The 17,982-nt window shown below is 34.2% G+C and carries 14 protein-coding genes; 8 read left to right on the top strand and 6 right to left on the bottom strand.

Going from position 1 to position 17,982, the window contains the following annotated elements:
* Positions 1–30 precede the first annotated feature (30 nt).
* The 5 genes from gldM to topA form a co-directional block, all read right to left on the bottom strand.
* On the bottom strand, positions 31–1,569 hold the full coding sequence (gldM, locus tag IR010_RS19155; protein WP_029273338.1) for a gliding motility protein GldM: 1,539 nt from the start codon (positions 1,567–1,569) through the stop codon (positions 31–33).
* A gap of 51 nt (positions 1,570–1,620) precedes the next feature.
* Positions 1,621–2,268 carry a gliding motility protein GldL gene (gene gldL, locus IR010_RS19150; RefSeq protein ID WP_029273337.1) on the bottom strand — a complete coding sequence of 216 codons (648 nt, stop codon included), beginning with the start codon at positions 2,266–2,268 and terminating at the stop codon, positions 1,621–1,623.
* A gap of 56 nt (positions 2,269–2,324) precedes the next feature.
* A complete protein-coding gene (gene gldK / locus IR010_RS19145) occupies positions 2,325–3,725 on the bottom strand; it encodes a gliding motility lipoprotein GldK (RefSeq protein ID WP_029273336.1) in 1,401 nt (466 codons plus the stop codon).
* 263 nt (positions 3,726–3,988) lie between these two features.
* Positions 3,989–5,140: a formimidoylglutamase gene (locus tag IR010_RS19140; RefSeq protein ID WP_194570461.1), complete on the bottom strand. Its 1,152-nt coding sequence runs from the start codon at positions 5,138–5,140 to the stop codon at positions 3,989–3,991.
* Between the two features lie 3 nt (positions 5,141–5,143).
* The gene (topA, locus tag IR010_RS19135) at positions 5,144–7,660 is read right to left on the bottom strand and encodes a type I DNA topoisomerase (protein WP_194570462.1); all 2,517 of its coding nucleotides are present in this window, start codon (positions 7,658–7,660) and stop codon (positions 5,144–5,146) included.
* Positions 7,661–8,175: 515 nt separating this feature from the next.
* Between topA and miaB the strand changes: the two genes are divergently transcribed.
* From miaB to IR010_RS19095, 8 genes are all read left to right on the top strand, one after another.
* Positions 8,176–9,621, top strand: a complete 1,446-nt coding sequence (gene miaB, locus IR010_RS19130; RefSeq protein ID WP_194570463.1) for a tRNA (N6-isopentenyl adenosine(37)-C2)-methylthiotransferase MiaB — start codon at positions 8,176–8,178, stop codon at positions 9,619–9,621.
* A gap of 150 nt (positions 9,622–9,771) precedes the next feature.
* A complete protein-coding gene (locus tag IR010_RS19125; RefSeq protein WP_194605983.1) occupies positions 9,772–11,025 on the top strand; it encodes a sigma-54 interaction domain-containing protein in 1,254 nt (417 codons plus the stop codon).
* 98 nt (positions 11,026–11,123) lie between these two features.
* Positions 11,124–11,627 carry an LptE family protein gene (locus tag IR010_RS19120; protein ID WP_029273331.1) on the top strand — a complete coding sequence of 168 codons (504 nt, stop codon included), beginning with the start codon at positions 11,124–11,126 and terminating at the stop codon, positions 11,625–11,627.
* Between the two features lie 93 nt (positions 11,628–11,720).
* Positions 11,721–13,019, top strand: a complete 1,299-nt coding sequence (locus tag IR010_RS19115; RefSeq protein WP_194605981.1) for a tetratricopeptide repeat protein — start codon at positions 11,721–11,723, stop codon at positions 13,017–13,019.
* A gap of 3 nt (positions 13,020–13,022) precedes the next feature.
* Positions 13,023–13,364, top strand: coding sequence for a preprotein translocase subunit SecG (secG, locus tag IR010_RS19110; protein WP_029273329.1), 342 nt, complete (start codon positions 13,023–13,025; stop codon positions 13,362–13,364).
* 140 nt (positions 13,365–13,504) lie between these two features.
* A complete protein-coding gene (gene groES / locus IR010_RS19105; RefSeq protein ID WP_012023920.1) occupies positions 13,505–13,780 on the top strand; it encodes a co-chaperone GroES in 276 nt (91 codons plus the stop codon).
* Between the two features lie 82 nt (positions 13,781–13,862).
* Complete coding sequence (gene groL / locus IR010_RS19100; RefSeq protein ID WP_029273328.1) at positions 13,863–15,491, top strand: chaperonin GroEL; 1,629 nt, start codon at positions 13,863–13,865, stop codon at positions 15,489–15,491.
* Between the two features lie 241 nt (positions 15,492–15,732).
* A complete protein-coding gene (locus IR010_RS19095) occupies positions 15,733–16,947 on the top strand; it encodes an ectonucleotide pyrophosphatase/phosphodiesterase (RefSeq protein ID WP_194605978.1) in 1,215 nt (404 codons plus the stop codon).
* A 194-nt stretch (positions 16,948–17,141) separates the two neighbouring features.
* Here IR010_RS19095 and IR010_RS19090 read toward each other — a convergent pair whose 3' ends face one another.
* Positions 17,142–17,981 carry an oxidoreductase gene (locus tag IR010_RS19090; RefSeq protein WP_194605976.1) on the bottom strand — a complete coding sequence of 280 codons (840 nt, stop codon included), beginning with the start codon at positions 17,979–17,981 and terminating at the stop codon, positions 17,142–17,144.
* Between the last annotated feature and the right edge of the window lies 1 nt (position 17,982).

The following is a 17,982-nucleotide window of genomic DNA, read 5'->3' as shown; positions in this document are numbered from 1 at the left end:
GATATTGAACGTAGTTTTTAACTACTTAAATTATTGTATTTCGTAAATTACCGGAGCAGTTCTTGGCAATAAATAACTACCAGCTCCAACAAGTTTTGTTTTAATTTCAGAAATAGTAACTTGATCTCCTCTACCTGCTTTAGCAAGAACTGATTTACATTGTGCACTTAATTTATTACCAGTAACAACAACTGTAGGCTGTCCAGCAATTTTTAAATTAAATCCAACAACATCTAAACCAACTTCGAAATCAAAATCAAGTAATTTAGCACCAATAGTAGCAATCTCTAAGTTAGATTTAGGTCCCTTAACAACACCCATTTCTCCTCTAATTGTACCTGTTGGACCAGGAATACCTTTAATTCTGAACGTTTTCTTATCTGTAACTTTATCTCCGTTTGGCAATGTACCAGTAACAGAAATTGTAGCTTCAGTACCTGAACCTGGGCTCATGTTATATTTCCCTGGTTTACCAGCAGAAACTAATCCTGGAGCACTTGCAGCAATTTTGTTTGCATCAACACCAGCAAATGACACAGAGATTGGGTTAACAACACCTCTATAAACAACATTCATTTTATCAGCAGAAATAGTAGCTGAATTTGGTTTTGGAACAACAACATAAGTACCTTTAAATTTCAAAGGAATATTTTTTCCATCCTCTAAGAATGTAAATTGTCCATTGATATCTTGTTCTCCTACACCACCAGCAGTTAAAGAGATAACAGCTTGTCCGTTAACAATTTGTCCTGGACCTTGGAAAGAAGTTGGTTTAGTATTTTCGTCATAACGACCTAAAACTACCTTACCTGTAACTTTTTCTCCTTGGAAATAAGCGTTTTTATCTAAAACAACGATTGCTTGGTAATTGCTGTAAGAAGCAGCCGCAACTGCAGCCTTTCCTAAAGCAGCACTATAAACATCAGACTCTGCTTTTTGAACGTCATTTTGCCAAGCTGAAAGTTTAGCTAATGAAGCAACTGCAGGGAAACCTTTAAAGTGGTAAGCTAAATACTTATCTTTTAAACCTTCTTTGTTTTTAACATCAGAAACATCAAATTTCTTTTCAATTTCTGCAAGGATAGCAGCGTATTTTTTATCTGCTAAAGCAGCTTTCATATCTGCCTTGTACTTTTCGATCTTAGTAATAATCTCTTTTCCTTTAGCAGTATATCCTTCACCAGTAAACCAGTTGTCGATATTATCACCTTTGTCCATAGACTCATAAGGTAATTTTCCTGTTTCTTTATCAGTTTCAAATCCTTTTAAAACATCACCTTTCAAAGATCCGATGTATGCATAAAATTCTTTTGAAGTTGTCTCAACTTTATGAGCTGTAACTGCAGCAATTGCGAATTCTCCTTTTGCTTCAGCAGCTTTTTGATCTAAAGACGTCAACAAACCAGCATTTGACTGTTCTGAAGATGTATTAGCGCTTTCAAATTTTTCATTCATTAATCCAAAAGCAGATAAAACTTCTTTGGACATGTTCATTGCTAACATTGCGATGAAAACCAGATACATCAGGTTAATCATCTTCTGTCTAGGGGTTAATTTTCCTCCTGCCATTTTTTTCTAATTAGTTCTTATTAATAATTTTAATATATAGTCAAAAACTAATTATCCTTTGTTACTCATTGCAGAAAGCATACCACCGTAAACACTGTTTAAAGAAGCAATGTTTGCAGTCATTGATTGCATTTGTTCTTTCAATTTAGAAGCATTTTCAGCGATTTCACTGTTTGCTTGTGCATTTCTTGAAGCACTTTCTAATTGAACTTTGTATAAACTGTTTAATGATTCCATTTGTGCAGCTGCCATAGACATTTCTTCAGCATATTTCTTTTGTCCTGCGATAGAATCTACTGTTGGAGAAATTGCTTTTGCAGCTCCTTCGAAATTTTTGATAGAATTTCCTAAGCTTGACATTAATTCACCGTCAATTTTAGCTTCTTTTAACATAATGTCTAATTTTTGAGACAACAATCCTTGGGCATCAGATGGAGTTTCAGCTTTATCTTCTTTTTTTCTAGCTTGACCGTTAGCTAGTTCTGGGTAAACAAGAGTCCAATCTAACTCATCATCTACTGGTTCGAAAGCAGAAAGTGCAAAGATTAACGCTTCAGTTAATAAACCTACTGAAAGCATAACTGTTCCTGTTAATGGTCCCAATTCAAAGTGAGTAATTTTGAATAATGCTCCAACGATTACTACTGCCGCTCCCATACCATAAGCGAAATTCATTGCTTTTTTACTTAATAATGCCATAATACTTTTTTTTTAGGTTTTAAAATAGATTTGTTGGTTATTGATATTTAATTAATTTACTTTTTTGTTTTGCCTCCAGTTACTTGAGTTCCCATGTAATCTTGTACAGTTCTGAAACCAATATAACTTCTAGCTGAATCAGCATATTCGTGGTCACGAGTACTTACCTGTAGGAAGTAAGCAACATCTTTCCAAGATCCTCCACGAACCACTTTTCTTTGGTTGTTTCCATCAATTACGTTAGGGTTCATTGTAGAAACATATTCGTATGCATTTGGATTGTAAGCTGAATCTGTCCACTCTGAAACGTTTCCTGCCATATTATACAATCCGTATCCGTTTACTTCGTAAGATTTAGCTTCAACAGTATATAAAGCTTCATCAGCAGCATAATCTCCTCTGCTTGGTTTGAAATTTGCTAAGAAACAACCTCTATCACTTTTAGTGTAAGGACCACCCCAAGGATAAGTAGCAGATTCCAGACCTCCTCTAGCAGCGTACTCCCATTCTGCCTCTGTTGGCAATCTGAAAGCATTTACTAAATCACGTCCTTTTTTCTTAGACTTAATGTAACTGTTTTTATTTAAAGTTCTCCAAGCACAAAATGCTTTAGCTTGTTTCCAAGTTACACCAACAACAGGATAATCTCCATAAGCTTTGTGCCAGAAATAATCATTGTGCATTGGCTCATTATATGAGTAAGCGAAATCTTTAATCCAAACTGTTGTATCTGGGTAAACACTAACTTGTTCAGTTTTAACGAAATCTTTTCTTTTTCCAACTTTAGCTTTTGCAGCAGCCTGAATATCCATCCACGAATAACGGAATTTCAATTTATTTACATCAATTGTTCTCAAACCATTATATGATTCTTCAATTGGCAAATACATAGAATCCATTACCTCAGTATAATACTCATCTGGGTAAGCTTTTGTATCTTTAATTAACTTAACTTTTTTATTTAACTTTCTACCAGCATAAGGATCGTCTTTTGTTCCTACACTATAGTAGTTATCGTACATGTACTTATCATAAGCCGTCATTTTATCTGGCTCAGAATCGTTAAAAGCATAATCAGAGATACTTCCTCCTTTTTTACCTTTAGCGTCACCTGTAGATTTCTGTCCAGTTTCATCAGCTAAAATGGCCAAACGAACTCTCATTGTAGAGTCTTTTACCCACTCCACAAACTGACGATACTCACTATTAGTGATCTCAGTTTCATCCATATAAAATGAACGAACCGTTACTGTCTTAGTTGGAGCATCTTCCACATTAGCTAAATCAGCATCTGATTTACCCATAATAAAAGATCCACCTGGAACCAAAGTCATTCCGTATGGTTTTTCAGGATGCCATTTCCCTCCTGTAACACCAACTAACTCACCTTTGTCACCTGATTTACCACAGCCAATTACCAGTGTTAACATTGCTGCAAATGCAATAAACTTCTTCATATAAATTTGGGATTATCTATTCATTATTATAAGTCCGTAAACGTATTTATTATTTATCTAAAAAACAATACTAGTTGCGAATTTTATTTGACCGTTCAAAAATAATGTTAAATAAAATAAAAAAAAAATATTTTATCGATAAACTAACCTAAAAAATCGACGTAAAACGTTAAATTTTATATTTTATATTTATTTTCTTACTAATTTTTCTTAACAAAATTTTTAAAATTTTAAAAAACTAAGAATTCCTTTCGTAATTTTTCTTATAGTGCATTTTTTCGTTGTGCTTTCCACCATCTTTCTGGCAATTCTTGGTTACAAGCGCACAAATATTCGTCATATGAACACGGTAATAACGTATTTCTTTTCAATTTATTATGACCATTAGATTCGAACGGAATTTCGATCCACCAGCGATCAGTTTTGTCGCTTTTGTAAAATATAAGTTCCTCATCTTCTAGAGGTACAATATATTTTAAATAATTTGTTCGGCTTCCAAAAGGATACTCTTTTGAACGATAATGATATCCCTCAATAAAGTACCAAACTATCTGTGCAATAATAGCAGCTTCTGCCATTGTACTATTGTGATTAAATACTCCAAAAGAAGAAACTTTATCACTAATTCCTGCATATCTTGCCAATGAACAAATCTCTTTTCCGTTAAAACCATTTGGCTCAAAAGAAATCGTATTTCCTGAATCTGAAGACTTTACCGAATTTAAATCAATACTAACCAAGTCAGCATCTCTAAAAACAGGTTCTGCCAGCGCTATTTTGTTTGAAACCTCACCTAAACGATACGCATCAAAAAACAATTTTTCAATTAAATCTATTTCTTCCTGCGAATTGTAATAGGTTTGATAACCTATATTACAATAGTTAAACAGGTTATTAGGCTCATCTATAATGATTTTCGTTAAATAAGAATTAGCGGAAACCGTTTCATTCTCCTTACCAAAATCGAATCGATTATCAACCGAAACCATATTTACCATCTGCTCTAAATCGTCATAAGCACGGTATAATGCGTAAGTCAAATCCTGAGAACCCCCTAGGACTATAGGAATTACTTTGTTCTTAATCAAAGAAGATGCAACCTTCTTAAGTGCAAAATAAGTATCGTCTACAGAATCTCCCGCCAATATATCTCCTAAATCTGCAATTGAAGCGTCCCAATTACCTGGAAACATGCCATAAAGCTTTTTACGAACTGCAGTTAGGTTAACTTCATTTACCATATTTATGTTTCGTCGATCTTCTAAAACACCAATAATAGCAATATTTACTTTGCTTATATCCGGAAATTGATCTTGGGTATGCAAAACTACTTTACTGCCCAATTCTTGTGAAGACAACGAACTAATGAATTTTACAATTCCGTCGTTAACTGGTTCTAGAAAATCAAATTCCATTTTTTATTTCTTTTTAGCAGCTGGTTTTTTAACTGCAGCTTTCTTAGTTGTTGTTGCTTTTTTTGCTGGTGTTTTTTTAGCCGGCGTCTTTTTTGCAATCATTTCCTGAACTTCAGCTAATGTCAATTTTGTTGCATCAACATCTTTGCTTAATTCAATTTTGATTTTTCCTTTTGTAATAACAGAACGGCCCCAACGTGCTTTTTCAACCAAAATTCCTTCTTCTTCCCAATTATGAAGAACTTTATCTATATTTTTTTGTAATTTATCCTCAATTAATTCTTCAACATCAGACTGTGATAAATCATCAAAATTGTATTTTTTGCTAACGTTCACAAAAAGACCATTCCATTTAATGAAAGGACCAAAACGTCCAACACCTTTTTGAACAGATTCTCCTTTATAAACAGCAATTGGCGCATCAGCAAGTGCTTTTTCGTCAATTAATTCCTGAGCTCTTTCTTTAGAAACTCCTAAAGGATCTTCTCCTCGAGGCAATGAAATAAAAACACTTCCGTGACGAACATAAGGACCGTAACGACCATTGCTTACTTCTACTTCTTCTCCTTTATAATCACCTAAGCTTTTTGGAAGCAAAAACAGATTCAATGCATCCTCCAGAGTAATATTTCCGATATTCTGATCAGACATTAAGCTGGCAAATTTTTTATCTTCATCATCTGCTTCTCCAATTTGAGCCATTGGTCCAAATTTTCCTAAACGAACAGAAACTTGTCGCCCGTCAGCATCTTTTCCTAGAATTCTTTCACCGCTCTCACGTTCTGCATTAGCTTCAACCTCTTTTACATTTGGATGAAATTTATTGTAAAACTCCTGCATCATAACTGCCCAGTCAATATTTCCTTCGGCAATTTCATCAAAATCCTGTTCTACTTTCGCAGTAAAATTATAATCTAATATATTACCGAAGTTTTTAACTAGGAAATCTGTAACGATAGTTCCGATATCTGTTGGAACTAATTTCCCTTTATCTGAACCTGTATTTTCCTTAAGCAGTTTCTCCCCTACTTTGCTGTCTTGCAATGTAAGCTGCGTATAATTACGTTCCTGACCTTCTAAAGTTCCTTTTTCAACATAATTTCTGTTGATGATAGTCGAAATAGTTGGCGCATACGTAGATGGACGGCCAATTCCTAATTCTTCCAATTTCTTTACTAAAGAAGCCTCTGTATAACGAGCCGGCGGTCTAGAATATCTTTCCGTTGCCGTGATATAATTATTAGCTAATTTTTCATTCACTTTTAATGCTGGCAACATTCCTTCTTGTTCTTCTTCATCATCATCGTGACCTTCTAAATATACTTTTAAGAAACCCTCAAAAAGCAAAACCTCTCCAGAAGCTGTAAAAATTTCGCTATGATTGTTCGCTTCAATTTTTACATTCGTTCTTTCTAATTGTGCATCACTCATTTGAGATGCCAAAGTTCTTTTCCAGATCAAATCGTATAAACGAGCCTGATCACGGTCAATATTTACTGAATGACGTGACATATCAGTAGGACGAATTGCCTCGTGTGCCTCCTGTGCTCCTTTGCTTTTGTTAGCAAAAGTTCTTGGCTTCGAAAATTCTTTCCCGTATGATTTTATAATTTCAGCTTCTGCAGCATCCATAGCATCTTTAGAAAGATTCACACTATCCGTTCTCATATAGGTAATAAGTCCGGCTTCATATAAACGCTGTGCTAACTGCATTGTGATTCCAACTGGCAAATATAATTTTCTCGCTGCTTCCTGTTGCAGCGTAGAAGTTGTAAAAGGTGCTGTTGGTGATTTTTTGGTAGGTTTAGTCTCTAAATCGGCTACCTTATATTGTGATCCGATATTTTTCTTTAAGAAATCTTCGGCTTCTTTTTTAGTATTGAAGTTTTTTGGCAATTTTGCTTTGAAAACTTTCCCTGCTTCATTTACAAATTCTGCTACGATTGAATAACTTGCAACTGCGCTAAAGTTCTGAATTTCACGTTCTCTTTCAACAATTAAACGAACAGAAACAGATTGTACACGGCCTGCAGACAAACCACCTTTAATTTTTCTCCATAAAACCGGAGATAATTCGTAACCTACTAAACGATCTAAAACACGACGTGCTTGTTGTGCGTTTACCAGATTATAATCAATTTCTCTTGGATTGTCGATTGCTTTAAGAATCGCAGATTTGGTAATTTCGTGAAAAACTATTCTTTTGGTTTTTTTAATATCTAGTTTTAGTTCTTCCGCCAAGTGCCAGGAAATAGCTTCTCCCTCGCGGTCCTCATCGCTTGCTAACCAAACCATTTCGGCATTCTTAGATAGTGTTTTTAGTTTGCTTACTAAGGCTTTTTTGTCTGGAGAAACTTCATATTTAGGTTTAAAACCATTCTCTACATCTACTCCTATTTCCTTTGATGGTAAGTCGGCTATGTGACCATAACTTGACTCCACCTGAAAATCGCTTCCTAGAAATTTCTCTATCGTTTTCGCCTTTGCAGGTGATTCCACTATTACTAAATTCTTTGCCATTGCTCTATTTTTCTGCAACAAAAGTATCTATTTTTTTTAAATATCAACCTTGCTATCTCATTTTTGAAGTATTTTAGTATTATGTTTCCAAAAATTGCAGATTTATCTATTATCTGATGTATTATATATATAGGTATAATTTTTAATGGTTTAATAGCACATTTACCTTATTAATATCTTAAAATAAACCTAAAATTATACTTACAGTATTTATCCATAAATACTTCAATTACAAAAAAAACCTATAATAATGATTAAGGGCAAAATAATTTCATACATAATTGATCATCAATTACGAGAAAAAACTTTTATTGGTTTTTATATAACCTACTTTATTATAAAATATTAAAATCATTTTTGAGTGTTGTTATTTTTAAAAGTTAAATCTTAATATTCTGATTTATCAAATTTATAGTCCTATCCTATCAACATTTATGAAAACATTGTTAATTCTTTCTCTGCCATCTTGTCAGATTGACCGCATTTGCGTTATCTTTGCACTTTGAAATTTTACAATGGAAAAGATTATTGAAGAAAGTAAACAAGGAGAAAGTCTTGTTTTAGAAAATAAACCTGAGAATACTAAAAAACTCTTTATAGAAAGTTACGGCTGTGCGATGAATTTTTCGGACAGTGAAGTCGTAGCTTCCATTTTGTCTGACGGAGGATACAATACAACTTCGATTTTAGAAGAAGCTGATTTGGTTTTGGTAAATACCTGTTCTATTCGAGATAAAGCCGAGCAAACTATTCGTAAACGTTTAGAAAAATATAATGCAGTAAAACGTATTAATCCTAAAATGAAAGTAGGCGTTTTGGGCTGTATGGCCGAGCGTTTAAAAAGTCAATTCTTAGAAGAAGAAAAAATAGTCGATCTTGTTGTTGGTCCTGATGCCTATAAAGATCTTCCAAATTTATTAGCAGAGGTTGAAGAAGGCCGAGACGCTATTAATGTAATTTTATCAAAAGAAGAAACTTACGGAGATATTTCGCCAGTTCGTTTAATGAGTAACGGAATTACAGCTCTTGTTTCGATCACTCGCGGATGCGATAATATGTGTACTTTCTGCGTTGTACCTTTTACGCGCGGACGCGAGCGCAGCCGTGAACCTCAAAGTATTATGGCTGAAATTCAGGATTTGTGGAATAAAGGTTTTAAGGAAATTACACTTTTAGGACAAAACGTTGATAGTTACCTTTGGTACGGGGGCGGTTTGAAAAAAGATTTTGTAAATGCCTCCGAAATGCAAAAAGCAACTGCAGTCGATTTTGATCAATTGCTTGAAATGGTTGCTGTTGGTTTTCCTAAAATGCGTATTCGATTTTCGACTTCTAATCCGCAGGATATGCACGAAAGCATTTTGCATGTTATTGCGAAATATCCAAATATCTGCAAGCATATTCACTTGCCTGTTCAATCTGGAAGCAATAGAATTTTAAAAGAAATGAATCGTCTGCACACTCGTGAAGAATATATGGCTTTAATTGACAAGATCAGAGCTATTGTTCCGAATGCTTCGATTTCTCAAGATATGATTGCAGGTTTCCCAACAGAAACCGAACAAGATCATCAAGACACCATGAGTTTAATGGAATATGTAAAATATAATTTCGGTTATATGTATTCGTATTCTGAACGCCCAGGAACTTTGGCAGGAAGAAAAATGAAAGATGATGTTGAAGAAGAAACAAAAGCCAGAAGATTACAGGAAATTGTCGATTTACAGCAAAAACATGCCTGGTTTAGAAGTGAGGAATTTGTTGGTCAGGTTGTGGAAGTTTTGGTAGAAAAAGTTTCTAAAAAATCAACCGAAGAATTTTCAGGAAGAAATTCTCAAAGCATTACAGTTGTTTTCCCTAAGGAGAATTATAAAATTGGAGATTTTGTAAACGTAAAAATCACAAGCTGCACAAGCGGAACTCTTAAAGGTGAAGCGGTTGGATTAAGTGAAATGAATTAAAAAGTTAGTTTCAGGTTTCAAGTTTCAGGTTCTTTGCGTAACTTGAAGCTTGAAACCTAAAACAAAATATAAGCACAAGGTTAAAAGTTAAATTTCAGTTTCAATGAGAAACTTGAAACCTGAAACAAATAAAAACTTGAAACAAAATACATGGAAACAGTTCAAGCAATAAAACAACGATTTGAGATTATTGGTAATGATCCGAAATTAAATCGCGCCATTGAAAAAGCCATTCAGGTTGCTCCTACTGATATTTCAGTAATGGTGACCGGGGAAAGTGGTGTTGGTAAAGAAAATATTCCAAGAATAATTCATTCACTTTCACATAGAAAGCACGGAAAATACATTGCAGTAAACTGTGGAGCCATTCCAGAAGGAACTATAGATAGTGAACTTTTCGGACACGAAAAAGGAGCTTTTACAGGTGCAACAAGTACACGTGAAGGTTATTTTGAAGTAGCCGATGGTGGAACTATATTTCTGGATGAAGTAGGTGAACTACCATTAACAACGCAGGTAAGACTGCTTCGTGTTTTGGAAAACGGTGAATTCATAAAAGTGGGTTCTTCTCAGGTTCAAAAAACCAATGTTAGAATTGTAGCTGCTACAAACGTAAACTTATTTAATGCTATTGAAAAAGGGAAATTCCGTGAGGATTTATACTATCGTTTAAGCACTGTCGAAATTACTTTGCCGCCTTTGCGCGAAAGAAATGAAGACATTCATTTATTGTTCAGAAAATTTGTGGCTGACTTTGCTCATAAATACAAAATGCCTCCATTAAAGTTGGACGACGATGCAGTACAGCTTTTGCAAAAATTTAGATGGAACGGAAACATTCGTCAGCTTCGAAATGTAGCAGAACAAATTTCAGTTTTAGAAACCAATCGCGACATTACATTAGCAACTTTAAGATCTTACTTGCCTGTTGAAGGAAGCAATTTGCCATCTGTAATCAGTGATAAGAAAAAAGACGATTTTAGTACTGAAAGAGATATTTTATACAAAGTGCTTTTTGATATGAAAAGCGATTTGAATGATTTAAAGAAACTTACTTTAGAATTAATGAAAAACGGCACTTCTAAAGTCCAAGATATCAATCCGAATTTAATTCAAAAAATATACGGCTCCCAAGAAAATGACAGTGAAATTGATTTTGAAGAAGAACCAAGAACTGCTGTTATGACACCAGCCACCAGAGAAGAAAATTATCAGATACAGGACGACAATTATCTTTTTGCTGAAACGATTGAAGAAGAAGAGATTTTACGTTTAGAACAAAAGGAAATCGAAATGATCAAAAAATCATTAGAAAAAAACAAAGGAAAACGGAAAGCTGCTGCAGATGAGTTAGGAATTTCTGAGCGAACTTTGTACAGAAAAATAAAACAATTTGATTTGTAGTTTTGCTATAAAGACGCTTAGCTGCAAAATGTTTTAAACGAAAATGAATATCTTTGACCAAGAGCCAGCGAACTGGCGAAGCAATTCTTAAAATAAAAATGAAACACTTAAAATATATTTTAATTCTGTTAATCGCTACAACTTTCAGTGGTTGTTCCGTTTACAATTTTACAGGAACAGGGCAAATTACTGGAAAAACTTTTCAGGTTAACTTTTTTCAGAATAATGCTGATTTGATTGAACCAGGAATAGACAGGCAATTCACATTAGCTCTGCAGGATTTAATCCAGAATCAAACCAATCTAAACTTAGTGAGCGAAGCTGGTGATTTGGTTTACGAAGGAGAAATCGTAGATTATAGAATTAGTCCGATGACAGCAACTGCTAATCAACAGGCTGCACAAAACCGTTTGACAATTCGAGTACATGTGACATTTACTAATAAAAAGAAAGAAGCAGACGATTTCGACAAAACATTTGAATTTTACAATGATTTTGAAGGAACTGATCTTCCAACGGGAGCCGTTTTGAATACCGCTATTCAAACTATCTTTGAAAGAATTACACAGGATATTTTTAATGAATCATTGGCAAAATGGTAATTTGGGTTAAATTTTCAATCGTTTAATCAATAGGTAACACTTAAACAAATTTCCGATTATACGAATAACAAAACCGCGATTAAACAATAAATAATGAATGTAACCGATTATACATACCTAATAAATAAACCTGATGCAATTACAGAAAAGCAGGCAGAAGCGTTAGGAAGTGTTCTGAATGAATTTCCATATTTTCAAAGTGCACGCGCATTGCGATTAAAAGGACTTTACAATCAAAATAGCTTTAAGTATAATTATGCTTTAAAAGTTGCGGCGGCATATACAACAGATCGTTCAATTTTATTTGATTTTATTACTTCTGAAACTTTTACCACTATTCAAGGCGAATATTATGATCGCAAACTGAGGGATCTTTTAGAAATAAAAGTTTTTGACAGCCAAATTATATCGCCTGAAGAAATCAAAAAAGTGACTGAAGTTCGAATTGATCCGATTGAGCAATCCATTTTAGATTCTATTAAGGAAGCCACAACAGTAACTTTTGAGGCACCCACAAAAATTGAAGAAAAACCAATTGATCCAGCGATTGAGCAGTCAATCCTGACTTCCATTAAGGAAGCTACTCCTATTATAGTAGAGAGTTCGATTATAGAGGAAAAGCCAATTGAAGAAGAAACTCCAATTGGTGAGACAGCTCCAGTTATTGAAGCTCCTATTATTAAAGAACCAACTCCAACTTTCTTTGAAGAAATTGTTGATGAAGACAGTCCGTACATAAGAGTTGATCCAATTAAAGAATCGATTTTTACCTCTATAAAAGAAGCTTCAACAGTGGTTTTTGAAGAAGCAAAAACAGCTGAAGAAACAAATCCAATTGAAGAGGCAAAAGATATTGAAGAACCAAAACCAACTGAAGTTCAAGAAACAATAAAAAAAGCAGAAGAAAATTTAGAAATAGGAAAGCCTCTAGATTTTTCTGCTAATGAAAAACATTCTTTTCAGGAATGGCTTCAATTATCAAGAACTGAACCTATTGACCGCAGTAAAGAAGCTCCAAAAGAAATAGAATCAGAAAAAATAGTTCAAAAAGTAACCGAAACAAAAGTTGAGGCAAAAGTTGAAACTAAAATAGTGGATGAAGAGAAAAAGAAGAAAGCCGAGATAATCGATAAATTTATTGAAACAAACCCAAAAATCTCTCCAATAAAACAAACTGCAATAACGCCTGCAGTACAATTCGATATCAATAAAGAAGATAATTCTTACTTAATGACAGAGACTTTGGCCAGAGTATATCTGGAACAAAAAAAATATACAAAAGCGATACAAGCATATGAAATATTAATTTTGAAATATCCAGAAAAAATTAGTTTCTTTGCAGACCGTATTTCGGATATAAAGATTTTACAACAAAATAACAATAACAATTAAGCAATGAGCACATTTTCAATTTTTTTAGTTTTAATCACAATAGTTTGTTTTCTATTGATCGTAGTAATCATGGTTCAAAACCCTAAAGGAGGCGGATTATCGTCTACTATCAGCGGAACTCAAATGTTAGGCGGAGTGCAAAAAACAACTGACTTTTTAGATAAAAGTACTTGGACATTAGCTACTATTTTGATTGCTTTAATTTTGCTTTCAAGCTTAAGCTTTTCAGGATCATTAAGCGATACTGATTCTAAAATTATTGAAAAAACTGAAGCTCCTGCGAACAACGCACCAGTTGCTCCAGTTCAACAAACTCCTGCTCCGGCAACTCCTGCAGCAAAATAATAATTTTGATATAAATATAAAATGCCAGCCTGTCAAAGCTGGCATTTTTTTTAAGAAATAATGTCAGTTTTACAAGCATGGCACAATTTCTGAAATCCAATAGAACATAAAAAACGTATAACTTATAACATTATAAAATCATGGCTTTAAACATTAAACCGCTTTCAGATCGCGTACTTATTGAGCCTGTTGCAGCTGAAACCAAAACTGCCTCAGGGATTTTTATTCCAGATACTGCCAAAGAAAAACCACAAAAAGGAACTGTAGTAGCAGTAGGAAACGGATCTAAAGATCATACTATGACCGTAAAAGTTGGCGATACTGTTCTTTATGGTAAATATGCCGGTACAGAATTAAAACTGGAAGGAACTGATTATTTGATCATGCGTGAAGATGATATTTTAGCGATAATCTAAAAATATGTATTAAGATTTTAGTACTAAGAACTAAGACTAAAATAACTTGAAACAAATTAAACTTTAAACAAAAATTAAAAAAATGGCAAAAGATATAAAATTTGATATTGAAGCACGTGACGGATTAAAACGTGGTGTTGATGCATTAGCAAATGCTGTAAAAGTAACTCTTGGACCAAAAGGTCGTAACGTAATTATCGGAAAATCATTTGGTGGACCAACGGTTACTAAAGATGGTGTTTCTGTTGCAAAAGAAATCGAATTAAAAGACCCATTAGAAAACATGGGCGCGCAAATGGTTAAAGAAGTTGCTTCTAAAACTAATGACTTAGCAGGAGACGGAACTACAACTGCTACAGTTTTAGCTCAGGCAATCGTAAAAGAAGGTTTAAAAAACGTTGCTGCAGGAGCAAATCCAATGGATTTGAAACGTGGTATCGATAAAGCGGTTGAAGCTATCGTTGCTGATCTTGCAAAACAAGCTAAAGTAGTTGGAAGTGATTCTGATAAAATCAAACAAATTGCTTCTATCTCTGCAAATAATGACGAAGTAATTGGTGAATTAATCGCTACTGCTTTTGCTAAAGTTGGAAAAGAAGGTGTTATTACTGTTGAAGAAGCTAAAGGAACTGACACTTTCGTGGATGTTGTTGAAGGTATGCAGTTTGACAGAGGATATCTTTCTCCTTACTTCGTAACAAACCCAGAGAAAATGGAAGTTGAATTAGACTCTCCATACATCTTATTATACGATAAAAAAGTATCTTCTTTAAAAGAATTACTACCTGTTTTAGAGCCAGTTGCTCAATCAGGAAAACCATTATTAATTATTGCTGAAGATGTTGACGGAGAAGCTTTATCTACATTAGTAGTAAACAAACTTCGTGGAGCTCTTAAAATCGCTGCTGTAAAAGCACCAGGTTTTGGAGACAGAAGAAAAGCAATGTTAGAAGATATCGCAATCTTAACTGGTGGAACTGTAATTTCTGAAGAAAGAGGATATACTCTTGAAAATACAACTATCGAAATGTTAGGAACTGCAAAAAGAGTTTCTATCGATAAAGACAACACTACAATTGTAAGTGGAGCTGGTGAAGCTGATATCATCAAAAACAGAGTAAACCAAATTAAAGGTCAGATGGAAACTACTACATCTGATTATGATAAAGAAAAATTGCAAGAGCGTTTGGCTAAATTAGCTGGCGGAGTTGCCGTTCTTTATGTTGGTGCAGCTTCTGAAGTTGAAATGAAAGAGAAAAAAGACAGAGTTGACGATGCTTTACACGCAACTCGTGCAGCTGTTGAAGAAGGAATTGTTGCTGGTGGCGGTGTAGCTTTATTAAGAGCTAAAGCTGCTTTAGCAGATCTTAAAGCTGATAACGCTGACGAAGCAACTGGAATTCAGATTGTATCTCGCGCTGTTGAGTCTCCGTTAAGAACAATTGTTGAAAATGCAGGTCTTGAAGGTTCTGTAGTTGTAGCAAAAGTTGGTGAAGGCTCTGGTGATTTTGGATACAATGCAAAAACTGACGAATATGTAGACATGCTTAAAGCAGGTATTATTGATCCTAAAAAAGTAACCCGTGTTGCTCTAGAAAACGCAGCTTCAGTTGCTGGAATGATCTTAACTACTGAGTGTGCACTAATTGATATTAAAGAAGAAAGCGCTGGCGGAATGCCAATGGGTGGCGGTATGCCAGGAATGATGTAATCGTTCTAACTTCTTAAAATTTAAAACGCCAAATAGAGAATTCTATTTGGCGTTTTTTTTATTTGTTTTCGCCACAAATTCACGAATTGTATTTCATTATAAATAAAAATAAATTCCTGAATTCGTGATGATATTTTTTCTTACACCCTAATATTCGTGTAAACTTCTCTTTAGTTTAACATTCTCTTTTTCATTAAAAAAGCCTTTATCAGTACCTTTGCAATTCTATTAAAATTGCAAAATGAGAAAATATACTGCTCACCTTTTATCTTTTACATTCTTCCTTCTTACAACTCTTTTACATGCTCAGTCTGACAAGAACTCTTATGTCGTTTTGGTTTCTATGGATGGCTTTTGCTGGGATTATGCGAAACATTTTAAACTTCAAAATCTGCATAAAATAGCAAAAGAAGGTGTTCATGCCAAATCAATGCGCCCTTCTTATCCGAGTAAAACTTTTCCAAATCATTATTCTATTGTAACGGGACTTTACCCTGATCACCACGGAATTATAAATAATGTTTTTTTCGATCCGGCCTTAAATGAATCGTTTTCATTATCAACAAATGCGAAAAATGATTCTCGTTTTTTTGGTGGCAATCCGATATGGAATGTTGCGGAGCAACAAGGTGTAAAAACAGCTTCTTTCTTCTGGCCGGGATCAGATACAGATCAAAAAAGGCCTTTTTATTATAAAAAGTATGATGATAAAATTCCGTTCGAAACAAGAATCGATACCGTTATGAAATGGCTGCAGCTTCCTGAAAAAGAACGTCCGCATTTAATCACTTTGTATTTTGATGAACCTGATCATACCGGGCATAGTTTTGGCCCGCTTTCTCCGGAAAACAAAAAAATGGTCATTAAAATGGATTCGATTATGGGAGAATTATCTCGAAAATTAGATCAATTAGCCATCGGAAAACAAATCAATTTAATTATTGTTTCAGATCACGGAATGGCCGATATCAGCAATGATAAAAAAGTAGCAGTTTTAGATTACTTAAAACCAGAATGGCTTGGATATAAAGCAGTAATCAATCCGATTATGAGTCTTCAGGCAAAAGCTGGTTATCAAGATTCTATTGCAATTGCGTTAAAGAAAGTGCCACACATTAAATTTTGGAAATCTAATGAAGTTCCGAAAAGACTGCATTACGGTACTAATCCGCGTGTACATGATTTTGTTATAGAAGCTAAAAAAGGATATAGTTTAGTTTCCAAAATCGATCAAAATATAAAAGGCGGTACGCACGGCTATGACAACAAAGAAAAAGATATGCACGCTATTTTTTACGCAAAAGGTCCAGCTTTTAAAGTAGATAAAAAAATTAAAACTTTTCAAAACGTATCGGTTTATCCTCTAATTGCTCATATTTTAGGATTGCAGATTGAGGAAGTTGATGGAAAATTGAGCGATGTAAAAGCGATGCTTCGTCAATTCGATAATTTTTAAAATTAAAAATTATCGAATTGAATAGACCCCACAGCTTTAGCTGGAGTTAGCTCATTGAATATACAAAAAAGGCTTTAGCCGAACTATAAAGTTTGGCTAAAGCCTTTTTCTTTTAATCTAATTGATTTCTCTAGCTAAAGCTGGAGTCTATTCAAATTTTAAAGCAACAATTATCAAATTTTCTAATTGACTTATTAAAACCCAGTCGAAACAGAAACCGATTTCCATTCTTCTAATTGCTTTTGAACACTTGCAATTTTCTGATTTGCCATATTATAAGCATCTTCACCTAAGAATAAATGCAGTGGTGGATTTTCTTCGTGGCTCATTTTGATTAAAGCATTCGCTAATTTTTCAGGATCACCTGGCTGATTTTCATTAATATCTTCTTTATGCGCACTTTCAGATTGTCTTACTTCTTTATACGCTGCAATCGGATTTTGAGGCAATAGTAACGAACTGTCTTTTAAGAAATCGGTTCTGAAATAACCTGGGTAAACGATCGTAGCATGAACTCCAAATTCTTTTACTTCTGCGGCTAACGATTCTGTTAAACCCGCAACTGCAAATTTTGTCGAACAGTAAATTCCCCAGCCTGGAAATTCTCCATAATAACCTCCAACAGAAGAAATATTAAAAATATATCCTGATTTGTTGGCGCGCATGTACGGCATTGTATTTCTGATCACATTCAATAATCCGAAAACATTTACTTCGTAGTTTTTTCTGGCTTCGGCATCCGTTAACTCTTCTAACGCACCTAATAAACCGTAACCTGCATTGTTCACTAAAACATCGATTGTCTTAAAATGGCTTACCGTTATTTCGATTGCATTTTTGACGCTTTTTTCATCAACCAAATCCATTTCTAAAGGAAGAAAATTTTCAGATGCACTTCCTAATACTTTTATTAAAGCTTCTTCACTTCTAGATGTAGCTGCGACTTTATAACCTTCTGCCAATAATTTTTTTGCTAATTCTAAACCAAGTCCTTTTGAAGCACCTGTGATAAACCAAACTTTGTTATTTCCCATG

It is taken from the genome of Flavobacterium sp. MR2016-29 (assembly GCF_015350695.1).
GTDB lineage: Bacteria > Bacteroidota > Bacteroidia > Flavobacteriales > Flavobacteriaceae > Flavobacterium.
Note: the sequence above shows the minus strand (reverse complement) of the source record. Positions and strands in the feature narration are given on the sequence as shown.

Bases quoted from the DNA above. Each gene is read 5' to 3' on its own strand.
- secG (WP_029273329.1), top strand. From the start codon at position 13,023: ATGAGCACATTTTCAATTTTTTTAGTTTTAATCACAATAGTTTGTTTT.
- IR010_RS19090 (WP_194605976.1), bottom strand. From the start codon at position 17,981: ATGGGAAATAACAAAGTTTGGTTTATCACAGGTGCTTCAAAAGGACTT.
- groES (WP_012023920.1), top strand. From the start codon at position 13,505: ATGGCTTTAAACATTAAACCGCTTTCAGATCGCGTACTTATTGAGCCT.
- gldM (WP_029273338.1), bottom strand. From the start codon at position 1,569: ATGGCAGGAGGAAAATTAACCCCTAGACAGAAGATGATTAACCTGATG.
- gldL (WP_029273337.1), bottom strand. From the start codon at position 2,268: ATGGCATTATTAAGTAAAAAAGCAATGAATTTCGCTTATGGTATGGGA.
- IR010_RS19115 (WP_194605981.1), top strand. From the start codon at position 11,721: ATGAATGTAACCGATTATACATACCTAATAAATAAACCTGATGCAATT.
- IR010_RS19125 (WP_194605983.1), top strand. From the start codon at position 9,772: ATGGAAACAGTTCAAGCAATAAAACAACGATTTGAGATTATTGGTAAT.
- topA (WP_194570462.1), bottom strand. From the start codon at position 7,660: ATGGCAAAGAATTTAGTAATAGTGGAATCACCTGCAAAGGCGAAAACG.
- miaB (WP_194570463.1), top strand. From the start codon at position 8,176: ATGGAAAAGATTATTGAAGAAAGTAAACAAGGAGAAAGTCTTGTTTTA.
- IR010_RS19120 (WP_029273331.1), top strand. From the start codon at position 11,124: ATGAAACACTTAAAATATATTTTAATTCTGTTAATCGCTACAACTTTC.
- groL (WP_029273328.1), top strand. From the start codon at position 13,863: ATGGCAAAAGATATAAAATTTGATATTGAAGCACGTGACGGATTAAAA.
- gldK (WP_029273336.1), bottom strand. From the start codon at position 3,725: ATGAAGAAGTTTATTGCATTTGCAGCAATGTTAACACTGGTAATTGGC.
- IR010_RS19140 (WP_194570461.1), bottom strand. From the start codon at position 5,140: ATGGAATTTGATTTTCTAGAACCAGTTAACGACGGAATTGTAAAATTC.
- IR010_RS19095 (WP_194605978.1), top strand. From the start codon at position 15,733: ATGAGAAAATATACTGCTCACCTTTTATCTTTTACATTCTTCCTTCTT.